13 protein-coding genes are annotated in these 13,192 nt (G+C 57.9%); 9 read left to right on the top strand and 4 right to left on the bottom strand.

Going from position 1 to position 13,192, the window contains the following annotated elements; all coding sequences use genetic code 11:
• Positions 1-26 precede the first annotated feature (26 nt).
• The 5 genes from H5P28_RS17110 to H5P28_RS17090 all read left to right on the top strand — a co-directional run bounded on the left by H5P28_RS17110 (position 27) and on the right by H5P28_RS17090 (position 5,461).
• Complete coding sequence (locus H5P28_RS17110) at positions 27-845, top strand: type II secretion system protein (protein ID WP_185676908.1); 819 nt, start codon at positions 27-29, stop codon at positions 843-845.
• A 43-nt stretch (positions 846-888) separates the two neighbouring features.
• A complete protein-coding gene (locus H5P28_RS17105; protein ID WP_185676907.1) occupies positions 889-1,560 on the top strand; it encodes a type II secretion system protein in 672 nt (223 codons plus the stop codon).
• A gap of 105 nt (positions 1,561-1,665) precedes the next feature.
• The gene (locus H5P28_RS17100; RefSeq protein WP_185676906.1) at positions 1,666-2,796 is read left to right on the top strand and encodes a LacI family DNA-binding transcriptional regulator; all 1,131 of its coding nucleotides are present in this window, start codon (positions 1,666-1,668) and stop codon (positions 2,794-2,796) included.
• Positions 2,797-2,912: 116 nt separating this feature from the next.
• On the top strand, positions 2,913-4,472 hold the full coding sequence (locus H5P28_RS17095; RefSeq protein WP_185676905.1) for a sodium:solute symporter family transporter: 1,560 nt from the start codon (positions 2,913-2,915) through the stop codon (positions 4,470-4,472).
• 608 nt (positions 4,473-5,080) lie between these two features.
• Complete coding sequence (locus H5P28_RS17090; RefSeq protein WP_185676904.1) at positions 5,081-5,461, top strand: hypothetical protein; 381 nt, start codon at positions 5,081-5,083, stop codon at positions 5,459-5,461.
• 230 nt (positions 5,462-5,691) lie between these two features.
• Here the strand turns inward: H5P28_RS17090 and H5P28_RS17085 are convergent, their stop codons facing one another.
• The 4 genes from H5P28_RS17085 to H5P28_RS17070 form a co-directional block, all read right to left on the bottom strand.
• Positions 5,692-5,946, bottom strand: a complete 255-nt coding sequence (locus H5P28_RS17085; protein ID WP_185677044.1) for a toxin-antitoxin system HicB family antitoxin — start codon at positions 5,944-5,946, stop codon at positions 5,692-5,694.
• The gene (locus H5P28_RS17080; protein WP_185676903.1) at positions 5,921-6,196 is read right to left on the bottom strand and encodes a BrnT family toxin; all 276 of its coding nucleotides are present in this window, start codon (positions 6,194-6,196) and stop codon (positions 5,921-5,923) included. The genes H5P28_RS17085 and H5P28_RS17080 overlap by 26 nt, the downstream gene beginning before the upstream one ends.
• A 206-nt stretch (positions 6,197-6,402) precedes the next feature.
• Complete coding sequence (locus H5P28_RS20165; protein WP_185676902.1) at positions 6,403-6,657, bottom strand: IS3 family transposase; 255 nt, start codon at positions 6,655-6,657, stop codon at positions 6,403-6,405.
• 83 nt (positions 6,658-6,740) lie between these two features.
• Complete coding sequence (locus H5P28_RS17070) at positions 6,741-7,457, bottom strand: type II secretion system protein (protein WP_185676901.1); 717 nt, start codon at positions 7,455-7,457, stop codon at positions 6,741-6,743.
• 598 nt (positions 7,458-8,055) lie between these two features.
• Here H5P28_RS17070 and H5P28_RS17065 point away from each other — a divergent pair.
• From H5P28_RS17065 to H5P28_RS17050, 4 genes are all read left to right on the top strand, one after another.
• On the top strand, positions 8,056-9,993 hold the full coding sequence (locus tag H5P28_RS17065) for an oligogalacturonate lyase family protein (RefSeq protein WP_185676900.1): 1,938 nt from the start codon (positions 8,056-8,058) through the stop codon (positions 9,991-9,993).
• Positions 9,994-10,120: 127 nt separating this feature from the next.
• Complete coding sequence (locus tag H5P28_RS17060; protein ID WP_185676899.1) at positions 10,121-11,356, top strand: Gfo/Idh/MocA family protein; 1,236 nt, start codon at positions 10,121-10,123, stop codon at positions 11,354-11,356.
• Between the two features lie 206 nt (positions 11,357-11,562).
• Positions 11,563-12,219 carry a helix-turn-helix domain-containing protein gene (locus H5P28_RS17055; RefSeq protein WP_185676898.1) on the top strand — a complete coding sequence of 219 codons (657 nt, stop codon included), beginning with the start codon at positions 11,563-11,565 and terminating at the stop codon, positions 12,217-12,219.
• 54 nt (positions 12,220-12,273) lie between these two features.
• On the top strand, positions 12,274-13,044 hold the full coding sequence (locus H5P28_RS17050) for a hypothetical protein (protein WP_185676897.1): 771 nt from the start codon (positions 12,274-12,276) through the stop codon (positions 13,042-13,044).
• Positions 13,045-13,192 lie beyond the last annotated feature (148 nt).

The raw sequence follows: 13,192 nt of genomic DNA, 5'->3' as shown, positions 1-13,192 counted from the left end.
TGATTACCCCGAATTTCACCACCCCGATGTTTGCCCCAACCCCCAGTTATTTAACCACCAGCCTGCGCCCGGGGGCCGTATGCCCGGACGGCGAGGCGTTCCCGAACCTGACCGACAGCGCTTGGTTTGTACCTGGTGCGAGCATGGGCAGGGCGGGGGCGCGCGGGTTCAGCCTGATCGAGTTGCTGGCGGTTATCAGCGTGATCGCGGTGTTGGCGGCGATCATCTTTTCGGCCGTCGGGCACATCCGCCAGACCGCGCAGACAGCCACCTGTGCCTCAAATCTCAGACAACTTGGTGGGGGGATGTTCCTGTACGTGAATGATAATAGCGGGCGTTTTCCCGACTCGCACAATCAGCCGAAATCCGGGGTCACGTGGTTCTGGGATGCGTGCATCCTCAGCATGCTGGGCGATGCGACGGAAAGCACACGCCTGTCCTACAGCAAGGAGCTGCCGCCCTACAGCGACATTCTCTACTGCCCGGCGGATGCCTACGAGCGCGACCCGGCGAAGGCGGACATCCCGCGCTCCTACTCGCTCAACCCGGTGCTCATCAACTACGTCTCCGGCAGCGCGCCGCCGGAGTTCTCCGGATACGGCGCGGACTCCGAGCCGAACAAGGGCATGCGCATCGATTCGCTGATAAACCCGGCCCGTACCGCCATGCTGGTGGAGAAGCACCAGACGTTGAACACCTACAACTCGGGGTCGCACTTCGTGGGGGCGGGCGAGCTGGCGACCCACGGCGAGACGGTCAACATCCTCTTCTGCGACGGCAGCGTGCGTAATGTCGAAGCTCCCAAAACTCGTTCCGAGGCCGTGGCGAACTATTTGAAAAACTGACTTCTGGTGCTTTTTCGTCTATCCCGATGTGCCCCATATTCGCATGCTCCCAAGCCCTGTAAAAAACACCCGCCGACGCGACGGATTCACGCTGCTCGAATCTCTCGTCGTGATCGCGATCATCTCGGTCGTGGCCTCAATTGTATTTGTGGTGGCGGGCAAGGTAAAGAAGACGGTCAACGACACGGTCGGGGCTTCGAACATGCGGCAGTTGGGAAGCGCTATTTTCCTCTACGCCGAGGCTAACAAGCTGCATTTCCCGAACCTGCTCACCGTCTCCGAGCGGGGGATCACCTGGCAGTGGGATGCGGTTGCCCTGAGCATGCTTTCGGATGAGCGGGTGGACGGCTTCCCGACCTACAACCCGATTGTGGCCGACCCGTCGGACGAGGTCGAGCGTCCGGTCGGGAAGCAGGTCCGCTCCTACTCGATCAATCCGGTGGTGGTCGGTTATTACACGGGGATTTTCCTGCCCTCGGCCACTGGCATCAGCTTGTCCGAGCTCGTCAATCCCGGCCAGACTGCCTTGCTGGTGGAGACCTACGACACCAACAACGTTTACAACGGCGGCACCTACGCCATCGGCTCGGGGGTGCGCCAGTTCCACGGCAAGGATATGATGAAGGTGCTTTTCTGCGACGGCAGCGTGCGCACGATACCTTCCCCCACCACCTACACCGGCGCGGTCGAAGGCTACCTCAGGAACGGGCCATGATAATTTTGGGTAAAAATCAATCCGCCTTAGGTATGCGTTGAACTCCGGCTCAATCTCACCATGTTTAATCCACAACCCTCCGACATTTTCAGACAACCTGAATTCATGCCAGCGAAGAAAACGACCAGGCGCTCCGCCTCCGGCAAGACCGGCGACAAGCGCCGTGCGCTCAAGCACACCCGTGCGACCATTTCCGATGTGGCCGAGCACTGCGGCCTGAGCAAGGCCACCGTCTCACGCATCCTGGGGGACAGCGCGGGTAACTACAGCATCCGCCCTGCCACAAGAGAGCGGGTGCAGGCGGCGGCGCAACTGCTGGGCTACCAGCCCAACCGCCTCGCGCGAGCCATCGCCTCCAGCCGCACGCGGCTGATCGGGCTGGCCATCCCGGCGCGGCGGGTGAGGCAGGTCGAGGGGGTGGCGCCGGTGTCTGTCATTACCTCCATTTCCCATATTCTGCTTTCGGGGATTTTCGCGTTGCCGGAGTTTCAGGGTTACGATCTGGTCATTCACAAATACGACCAGTCGCCGGAATCGGCGCAGATGCCGGTCAATTTTAACGAGGACCTCCTCGACGGCCTGATCTTTATCGACCCCGGTGCGCAGGCGAAAAAAATCCTGGAAACGATGGCGAAGAAAATGCCGGTCATCGCGCTTGGGACGTACGATTCGCACATCCGCTTTCGCGCCATAGACGCGGACAACCGCCGGCTCACCTGCCTGGCCGGGGAGTACCTCATCCGGCAGTTCGGCGGTGAAGTGATCTACGTCGAAAACCGCAACCTTTCCAGCCTGGTCTGCATGAAGCTGCGGCGCGAAGGCTTTGCCCAGGCACTGCGCCAGCAAGCGCTGGACTCGGACGAGAACCGCTTCCATCGCCTGCCGATCGAGAACGACAGCCTGCCGCCCGAAGCGCTGGAAGAAGTGCTCGCCGCACGGCGGCCGCGGGCCATCATGGCCTCAAGCGACGATGTCGCCGTGGCCGTGCTGGAAGCGGCCAGGAACCTCCGGCTGAAGATTCCCGAAGACATCGGCCTGATGGGCTTCGGGGACGCCGTCATCAGCCAGACCTGCCGCCCGTCGCTCTCCACCGTGCAGTTGCCTTTCTTCGACCTGGCCCGCCAGGCAGCCAGCGAAATTATCGCCACGCTTGACCGCGGAATGAAGTACCAAAGCGGCATGCACCTGCTGAGTGAGGGCGACCTCATCCTCCGCGAATCCACCGCGCTGGCCTAACCTCTCCGGTTTCCGGCATCTATCTTTTTTCCGACAGCGTGAGCTGTGCGGCAGAGGACACTTGTTTCTAGTTTTTCCAACCCTTCCCAACGTTTAGCCTCTATCCAACCGCTTTCATGAACAGTTTTCTGCTCGAACCCGTCAATCTGGCCATCATGGTCCTGTACTTTGTCTCCATGCTGGGAATCGGTGTCTTTTTCTCCCGACGCACAAAGACCACGATGGGCTACTTCATCGGCAACCGCAACATCCCCACCTGGGTGCTGGGCCTGTCGATGATTTCCGCCATGATCAGCTCGGTCACGTTCCTGGCCATGCCGGCGGCGGCCTACGTGCTGGACTGGCGGCAGTTCACGCCGAATCTGTCGATCCTGGTGGTGGCTGCCCTGGCGGTGTGGCTGATCATTCCCTTCTTCCGCAGCAAGGCGACCAAGACCACGGCCTACGAGTACCTGAACGCCCGCTTCGGGCGAAGCGCCCGGCTCTACGGAGCCATCATGTCGCTGGTCGGGCAGGGGTTCCGGCTGGGGGCGGTCATTTACCTGATGTCGATTCCGCTGCACATGATGACGGGCGTGCCGATTGCCTGGGTCATTATTGTGGCCGGGGCTTTTTGTACGGTGTACACCATTCTCGGCGGTATTGAGGCGGTTATCTGGACGGACGCGGTGCAGGGAATTATCCTGTATCTGGGGGGATTCGCTGTGCTGGTGGTGATGCTGCTGGACATCCCCGGTGGCTTGCCGGAGGTCTTCCGTGTAGCGGGGGAGTATGACAAGTTCAGCCTCGGCGCGATTGAGTGGGATGTGAGCGAGCGCACGTTCTGGAGCATGATGATTATCGGCACCTTTGGCTGGATCACGATGTACACCTCCGACCAGGTACAGATCCAGCGCTTTCTCGCGGCCAAAGACCTGCGGGAAGCCCGCCGCGCCGGTTGGCTGAGCGCGTTGCTGTGCCTGCCGACCTGGGCCTTTTTCTTTTTCATCGGCACGACGATGTTCGTTTTCTACAAGCTCGTGCCGGACCCGGCAGTGGCGGGGCTGTCGGCGGACGAAGTGCTGCCGCACTTTATCCTGACGCGCATGCCGACCGGGCTGAACAGCTTCGTCATCGCGGGCATCCTGTCGGCGGCGATGGGGTCGCTCAGCGCGGGACTCAACGCCTTTGCCACGGTAGCGACTTCGGACATTATCCGTCCGTATCTGCTCAAGAACCGCAGCGACGCCTTTTACAAGCGCACGGCACGCCTGATGACTGCGCTGGCCGCGCTTATCATGTTCGTGCTTGGCTTTGTCTTCGCCTTCTCGACCAAGGAGAGTTTCATGGACTACTCGCAGCGGGTGTTGGGGATGATCGGCGGGGTCGTGCCGGGGTTCTTCCTGCTGGGGTTCTTCGCGCCACGCGTCAACCGCCGCATCCTCTGGAAAGCGTTCTGGTGTGCGCTGGTGCTGAATGTTTATCTGGTGCTGGTGCAGATGGAGGTGGTGCCGCCGCTCTTCGGGGTTAAAATCCACCCCTACATGGTGACAGCGGTCGTGGTGAGCTTCATGGTCTGCTTTGCGGTGGCGCTGTCGTTGATTCAGCGCTCAAGGCGGGAAAACGTCGAAGGGTTGACCATCTTTTCCAATCCCAAGACGAATGGCCCCGGAAAGGAATTTGAAGACACGGCTTAGGCTTCCCTTCATGAACGCTGACTGAACAGAACATGATCGTACACTTCCTGACATTATTGGGCGTCGCACTCGCGTGCTGGGCCATGAATACACCGTTACCTGCCCCGCACCCGCTGCCAGTGCCCGTTTGGGGGCAGTTTGATACCCCGCCCGATCAACGTACTCCCAAAGATCCACAGGCAGCCTTTTATCTGAGGGATTGAGTTTAACAGATTTTTCCGAAAGTCAGGGCTGAGTTACGGAGGCTGCTTTTTGCGGACACGGGCCAGTCGCTGCACTTGCGTGACCTCGCACGATTGAGCCATTTAGCCGTTGGTACCATTCAACGGGAAATCGCCCACATGCGGGAGGCTGGCCTTGTGCTTTAGAAAAGAGACGGCAATCGGCTCTATTTCAGGGCAAACCCGGAGCATCCCCTGTACCCCGAATTACACAGCATTGCACTGAAAACAACCGGCTGGCTCCCCGCCTCCGGCCACTGTCGGCAACGCTCGGTGGGGAAATCAACCCCAACGCGATCTCTCTTCAGTCCTATCCAGAGAAGTTGCGGGCGAGGGATGCCTACATTACGGAGGTGACAACCAAGCCCAAGCGGTGGATTATAGACAGTGACGACGAGCTCTCAAAATTGGCATAAAAACGGGTGGTTGCGGCCTCATGCAACAAACCGTCAGCAAATTGCGGACTTATTGGCCATCGTTGAGCGTGACCTGGCTGACGCGCAAACAGCAAGGCTCAGTTCCGACTGGCAGTTCGGCATCGCCTACAATGCGGCCTTGAAGCTCTGCACGATCCTTCTCTACGCAGAAGGCTACCGCCCGGAAATGTATCTGGCACACCACCGCACCCTACAGGCATTGCAGCTGGTGCTGGGAACGGACCGAAAGGATGACGCGGGTTATCTGGACAGTTGCCGCAGCAAGCGAAACACCGTTGAGTATGATGTCGCCGGACGCACAAGCCCGGAAGAAACCAAGGAACTGTTCTGAAAAATCCCCAAAATGACCTTTAAGTGCCTTTAAATCAGCGATTTTGACCTTAAAAAGCGTGGTGCGGGCGGATGGAGTCGAACCCTCGTCTCAAGCTTGGGAAGCTCGATTATAGTTAGTATTTATCTGGGATTGAGTGCGACGTTACTATATTTTTACTAGAATTCTCGATTTGAAACGACCCCTGTTTTCAAGCTTGGATTAACTTCTACCGACTCCCGGTTGAATCTTCAATCCTTTACGAGTTCCTCAATGTACTCCGAGAGGCTGATGCCCTTTTTCCTCGCCCGTTGCTGGAATTTTGCGTGAATCTGCGGTTTCAATCGAATCGTATAGGGGTGACGGCCACTGGATTTACGTCCTGCCCCTTCGCGCTTGCCTCCATGCAGGCGACGGGCGGTTGACCAATCCAGGTGTTCGCTGATGTCTTCTCCGTCATCAAAACGGCGGTCAAACTCCTCAACTGAGATTTTCTTGGCTTTCATGATAGTGTCTTTCTTCGTTTGTTCTGGCTCGGCGTACTGAGATAATGCGGATTTTTCGGCCTCTCATCGTGAAAATCGCGATCCACACCTTACCCTTCAGTCGGGCAATCAGGGCCTTACGAGGTTCGGACGTATGAGAGGTTGAAACGACAATTGCATCTCTGTCTTCCCACAACGCTTGAGCCTCTGCAAAGTCAACGCCGTGCTTGAGCTTGTTGCCTTGGCTCTTGTTGGGGTCGTATTCAAACATTGCCGGGTACTCTAGTCATACCCACTTGAAATGCAACGTTGTTTTCAAGCTAATATCGCAGTACAGGTAATGCACCTGACGAGGGATCATCCACGGCGTCGTATGGCCCTCCGACTCGGACCTTAAGGTGCTGGTCTGGGAAAAGCCATTGTCTCGTCTGGCCGATGATCTCGGGGTGTCAGACCAGGCTATCCGCAAACGCTGCCTCAAGCGCGGGATAGAGCTGCCCAAGAATGGGCACCCATCTCCTGGCGCAGACGCTGCACCAGTCGTTTGCCTACGTCCCAACCGTCACGTTTGAGCAGACGCGTGATCTTGGGGTAGCCCAACTCGGGATACTCTTGCTCTTGCGACGCAAAGCCCCACGCAACTTTACCAACCAAGGCGCGGCATCCCTCGCCTGGTAGCCAAACGTGCTGCGGTGCAACCCAAAGTGACGGCAAGCCGCCCGCGCTGAACATCTGCCCTGCGACACCAACGTTTGCACCAACTCGCGCTTGTGTGCAGGGCTTCGCGTGGACACGGTCAGCGGACGCCGAACAATTTATTGCTCCAGCAATATCCAGTTATTTACATTGTCCTTTATATCCGTAAGCGTAACAACGGAGGTGTGTCCGTCGGCCCAGACGACAGGAACGGTCGAATCGTTGATGCCTCCGATCCGGTTCAGTCCCTGGTTTTTGTAGAAACCGGGCCCCCAGGTGTTCGGGTTGGAGCCTGTCATCAACAAGGTCCGGCTCGGATTCGGGATAAGGTTGTAATTACCCGAGGGGGTTCCGATGGTGTTGGACATCAGCAGATAATTGACGACGAAGGGATAGCCGTAAGCACCTTCTGTCGCATTCACCGTTTCGGTGCCTGCTGCCATTGCGTCGCTGAGGTTGCGGGTGGGGATCGTTATTTTGTTAAACTCGTGAACGTCGTTTATGTTGGCGTAGTCCATGAGAGGGGAGCGGTGGGTGGTCTCCTGCCCCTGGCTGTATTCGGTGCCGTACCAGCGCCACCTGAGTGTGCTTTTGCTTATTCGCCCGTCCACGTCCGGCAGGTCGCCGTTGTGGTCCACCGCGTACAGAGAGACCAGCGATTGAATCTGCTTGAGCTTACTCAAGTCGTTGACGAGCGTGGCCTTGTCCCGGATGCCTCCGACCATCGCAACCACAATGGCAGAGAGGATCCCGACAACGGCGATGACGGTCAGTAGTTCGATCAATGAAAAGGCGGTCTTTCGCCCGCAGACGGGGGTATGCGAAGAGAGTTTCATGGGTAAATGGGAAAACAACAGGTTGGGGTTTCCAACGAAAGATACTGCAAGAGAAACGAACACGGCGCCGGTGAGGTAATACGATGCCGATGTTGCCAACTATGGCATCCTCCTGAATCCAATGACAATACCGCAGAGGGGACGTTTGCTTAACGAAAACGAACCTCCAATGTGCGGTCTGGACGTGGCCGATCGGGTGGTCAGAGAAGAGGCGGGGGCTTGTATGTCTGGACCGGGCATCCATTGCGTGTGTGTGAATCAGTTAAACCGGGGAGACCTCGCCGTCGAAAAAGTGTCTGCGCCCGCCCGGGCTTTTACAGTTGATGGGAGCGGTGAGATTGACGAAGGCAGCCAAGGCTGGCAGGCATAATCATCATCCGTGGTGGTTTGAAAATGTTAAATACTCGTCTTGCGAGTGGCGTTGCATCTCACCGGCGGGAATTCTACGTTTTTGACCATGTCGAACTCCTGTACTGGTACGGTGGTCCGCATCTTAAACGTCTTTGTGAGAACACCGGTTCGTTTGGATTTTAACCCCGCCGGTCAATCGCACCTCCCCTTCATAGTATACCCCTGCGCATCAAGCTTTGGCTAACCCATGATAAATAAACACATTGATGTTTACACGAATCGGGTTCATCCCCTTGTCCGCAGCCGGTGGTTGGCCATTTGCCTGTGCGCCAGCCTTTCCGTCTATTGTGGTGGGGTGGTTTCGACCAATCTGGTGGCTGCTCAGTCAAGTGCCTGGGAATTTCAGGATGACGCGGACTTGGGCGACTGGATGAGTACCGGGATGTCCGGGCTGGTCCGGATAGATTCCGGTTGGTTGACTTCCCCGGGCTTGGTCTCCACGGATCCCCGTCTTTTTCTTCGGACTGAGGTGCCGCTTACCGCCGGGTATCGTTGGGATTCCATGCAGGTGCGGTTTCGCCAGCTTGCCCCTGACGGCAGCGGGGAGATGCAGCCGGCTCCCTTCGATAGCGCCGGGACCGTCGTCACTTTCAATGGAAGCAGCGAAAACGCCAGCGGGCATCTCCGGGACGGCACCTGGAACGGCAAGGGTGCCTGGGCGAATGACCGCTTCCACTCGACGCTCAAACCTGACGGGCCAGGATATGCGCAGCTTTATACTGTCACGTTCGAGGACGCCCCGAGCCTCCGGGACGGCAACATCAGCGAAATCCGCATTGATCCGGTGGGTGACAATATCGAGCGCAATTTCGAAATAGACTATATCCGCCTGCTTGCCATGCCAATTCATCCCACATCCGCGCGTATGCAACCGGTTCCGGTTGCGCTGCCAGAGGTCGAGCCGCTGCGCTCCGACTGGATCGACCCGGAAACCGGGCATCGCATCATTCGCCTGTCCCCGGATACCGGAGGCGAGAGCCTGTACTTTCACCAGCGAGCTTATACACCCGAGGGCGACAAGGTTATCATCAATACGCCGCAGGGCGTTGTCGCGGTGGACATTTCCACCTTGGGTGTTTCCCCGCCCACGAGCGAGTTGATCTACCCCGGCGGTAAGAGCTTTGCCACAGCCTGGAAGACGCGGGAGGCGTATATCAATTTAGACGACCGCATTCTCGCTGCAAATATCGACACCAAGGCGGTGCGCGAAGTGGTGCGCATACCACCCGAAGCCCGCTCCCGGCAGGTCGCTCTCAACTGTGACGAGACCCTGGTTTTCGGTGTCAAGTCCGACCCTGATGGTGAAACGGTGCCCCGGCACCCACCGACGGGAGGGGCCGGCACGGGCAGTTTTTATAAAAACTGGGCGGCCGGAACCCCCAAGCTCATCTATGCGCTCGATGTGAAGACGGGCGAGGTGCGGGTCATTCACCGCGAGAACGACTGGACCAACCACTTGCAAGCGTCACCGACGGACCCGAAGCGGATACTCTTTTGCCATGAGGGGCCTTGGCACTATGTCGATCGCATCTGGACGCTCCGCGCCGACGGCAGCCCCGCCCAAAACCTGCACAAGAGAATCATGCACGGGGAAATCGCCGGGCACGAGTTCTTCAGCCCCGACGGAAAGACCGTCTGGTACGATCTGCAAACGCCCATTAGCGGCGTGTTCTGGCTCGCCAGCGTGGATCTGGAGACAGGAGAACGCACCTGGTATAATCACGAACGCGAGGAGTGGTCCGTCCATTACAACGTTTCGCCCGACGGTAGCGTCTTCTCCGGCGACGGCGGGAATCAGCGGAGCGTTGCGGCCACGCAGATGGACGGCACGCCCGTCCCCGGTGGTAACGGCCAGTGGATATATCTGTTTCGGCCCGTCCTTTCGCAGATGGATTCGTTCGATTCGCCGGAAGATCCTCTGATCCGGGCGGGTTACCTGAAGTCCGAGCGGCTTGTTGATATGCGCGATCACGACTACGACAAGGTGACCGGTGTCGAGCCGAACGCCACCTTTACGCCCGACGGTAAATGGCTGGTCTTTAGCGGTAATTTCGACAGCCCCCGTCCCGGCAAGCGAGCGCTCACCCATACCTACGCGGTGGAAATTGCCCCTCACCAACCGTGAGCGCCTGCCTCGAAATTCTAAGCCCCGAGCCTTTTATGAATAGTCACCTTTTCCATGAAGCCTTACAGGAGAGAGCAGCCATATGCCCGGCCATCAGCATGGTTGCTTCTGACGGAAAGGATAGGGGATGAGCCGTCCCAAAGTGGCTAAACTGGCCATTGTCGGCTGTAGCGGTTACGCGATGGAATTAATCAAGCGTATCTGGATGTTCCGCGGCGAGATTGAGCTGGTGGCGGCTTTTTCTCCGGACCTGACGCTGCCCGAGGTCGCCCTGTGCGAGCAGCGCGGCGTGCGCGTCATTGACGATTTTGACAGTTTTATCGAGTACATCGAACATCGCGTGCACGCGGTGATGAATCCGACGCCGATCCATCGGCACAAGGAGATTTCCATCCGCTGCCTTCAGGCGGGGCTGCCGGTCTGGGTCGAAAAACCTCCCGTCGCCACGCTGCATGAATGGGACGAATTGCGGGAGGCTGCCCGTTTTTACGCCAAGCCGGTGGAGGTCTGTTTCAACGCGCTGTACCTGCCGAGCGTGCGGCTGGTCAAGGACCGGCTGCTCCAGGGGGAATTCGGGCGCATGCACCGCATTCGCGGGGTGGGGGCGTGGGCCCGGCCCCGGAGTTATTTTACGCGTTCGGATTGGGCGGGGCATCTGCGCGTGGACGGGGACTGGGTGCTGGATGGTACGATCAACAACCCCTTGGCTCACCTGCTGTGCAACTGCCTCTATTTCGGGGGGGCAGAAGCCGTGAGCATGGCGCGGCCCGTGAAGATGAGCGCCCGGCTCTGGCACGCGAATGACATTGAGAGTGAGGATACGAGCAGCCTGCGGATAATCACCGACACGGATGTTGAAATAGTGACTAACATGACGCTGTGCTCCGAGCGTATGGTTGCGCCTGAGATGACCATCGAGACGGAGAAGGCTGATATTGTTTTTCGCGATTTTCAGGACATGGATATCTGCTGGCACGACGGGAAAATCGAAGCTTTTCCCTCTGCCCGGGAAAACCGCCTGGACATGCTGGAGACGCTCTGTCGGAGCCTTTTTGAAGAGGTGATGACTCCCTGTCCGCTGGAGTGTACACGTCCCTTTACTGAAGTTGTAAATGCCGCTTTCTATCAAGTCTTGAGCCGCTCCGAAGGCTGTGTCCCCAGCGTTCATCCGGGCGCCCTCAATCGCTTTGTGTGTACGGATGGACCCTGTATCGGGCTCTGCGGTATCGACCAACTCGTTTTGGACGCCTACCGCGAGGGGGCGATGCTGGACCTGCCTTGCGCATCCGGCGAATCCTCTCGCCTCGATCTGGAGTTGGTTGAGGAGCTTTCGCCGCATGCGTCGGAGGGGATGCCTACCTGAACTATGTGTCGATTCACGCCTAACGGATTAATTAAAATTTGAGTATGCTTCGTTATATCGCAGAGGGATTCCGTAATTATGCTGTCGAGCCCGTCCCACCATCGGTGCGGATGAACTGGGAGTTTTATGCGATCACTCAGGGGCGTTGCGCGCCCTGTTTTGTGGACAAGCCTTCCCCTAAGCCCACAGGGCATATGTTGTGGCTCATGCCGGCGCATTCGCGGTATGGGTGGAGCAGCGACTTTACGAGTTCGTATCGCTATGCCTTCCACTTTGCCACTGTGCCGTCAGAGGTCCGGCTGTGCCTGGGCGAGCGTCCCTACTTATGCGTTGCGTTGCGGGAGGAGGATGTTGCCGTCATTCAGAGCCTGTCAGCGGAGTTAAATGATCACTTCCACAAGCCCAACCAGTACAGCCACCTGTATTTTGAGCGGGCGCTGCTGACGCTTTCGCTTCTCATCCTGCGGGACGAGCAACCCAGGAACAATACGCCGTTGCACCTCTTGGCAGAGGAGCGAGTCGAGCGGGCCATTGCCTGGTACGTCGAGCACATGGAGTCCAACCCGACGGTGGAGGAGGTCGCCTATGCCATGCACATGACCAGCACGCACCTGCGACGTATGACGCGCAAGGCGCGGGGAAGATCCCCGCACACTATCTTCAGGGAACTCCAACTGGAGCGAGCGCTGGACTTGTTGGCCAATACCTCCAAGACGGTCGAGGAGATCGCCCACCGCTGCGGATTCCGGAGTGTGGAAGACTTTTCCCGGGTGTTTCACCGCGACCTGGGCACGCCGGCCAGTGTATGGAGAAATCAATACCTCAGCCATGTGCAGGGGATGCAGACGGGCTCCGGTTCATGAGGCCCCGATTCTTTTATCAATCATACTTAACCCCAATCAAAACAGGAGATTAAAATGAAAATGAGTTCATGGAAGTTCGTTGTGCTAATGTCGGTCCTGGCGCTGCCTCTCGTCGGCCAGGCGGATAATATAGTTCTGGACAATACCACTGGAGATAGCTCCACGCTGATGGAGAGTCTCCCGAATGATGTGACGAGCTCGGTTGACTATGTGAGCGTACGTCGTCGCAACATTTCCGGCAGCGAGCGTAACAATATTGGTGCCTTCAAATTCGAGCTTCCTTCGTCGGTAGCGGCTCAGGTCACGGAGGCCACGTTATCCTTCTGCCTGTATAAAGCTGCGGCTGCGACCACGACGGTCTATGTGTATGGCTTGAGCGAAAGCGCGTCGAAGGGCCCTGTCACCGAAGCCAACTGGAGCGATAGCACGATCACCTATAATACCATGCCTGGCCTCTACACGGCTGATGGTAACTTGCAGAACCAGTCGGTCAATACCGCCGAGGCGACTCTGCTTGGCTCTATTGATGTGGAAGGTGGCACTGCGAGCATGAGCACCATTACGCTCTCGACAGAGGCACTGGCTCAGTTTCTCAACTCTGTCAGCAATGGAAGCGTAACTTTTCTACTGGAAACGCGTTTAGTAGGAAGCGGGCGCGACGAGGAGTTGCAGATTCTGTCCGGGCAGCGTTCGAGTTCCGGGTCAGGCAGTTACCCGACACTTGAGCTGACGATGGTTCCCGAACCGGCTGCCAGCGGGCTTATCCTGATGGCGGCGGTGTTTGTCCTGTTGTTCAAACGCATGCGCCGCGCCCGTTGCTCTTGAGTGGATTTTGAGTCCACCCGGTCCGTCTATAATGGGCGGACCGGGACCCCTCTGAGCGGCGTTTATACTCTCAGTATTGGGTTACTCTCTGATCGTAGCAGGAGAGCGTCCGGACTCGCTTGATGGTGGCAATCGTATCTGTTTAAAA

It is taken from the genome of Ruficoccus amylovorans (genome assembly GCF_014230085.1).
GTDB classification, from domain to species: domain Bacteria; phylum Verrucomicrobiota; class Verrucomicrobiia; order Opitutales; family Cerasicoccaceae; genus Ruficoccus; species Ruficoccus amylovorans.
The sequence above is the reverse complement of the archived record's forward strand: the minus strand, read 5'-3'. Positions and strand labels throughout refer to the sequence as shown.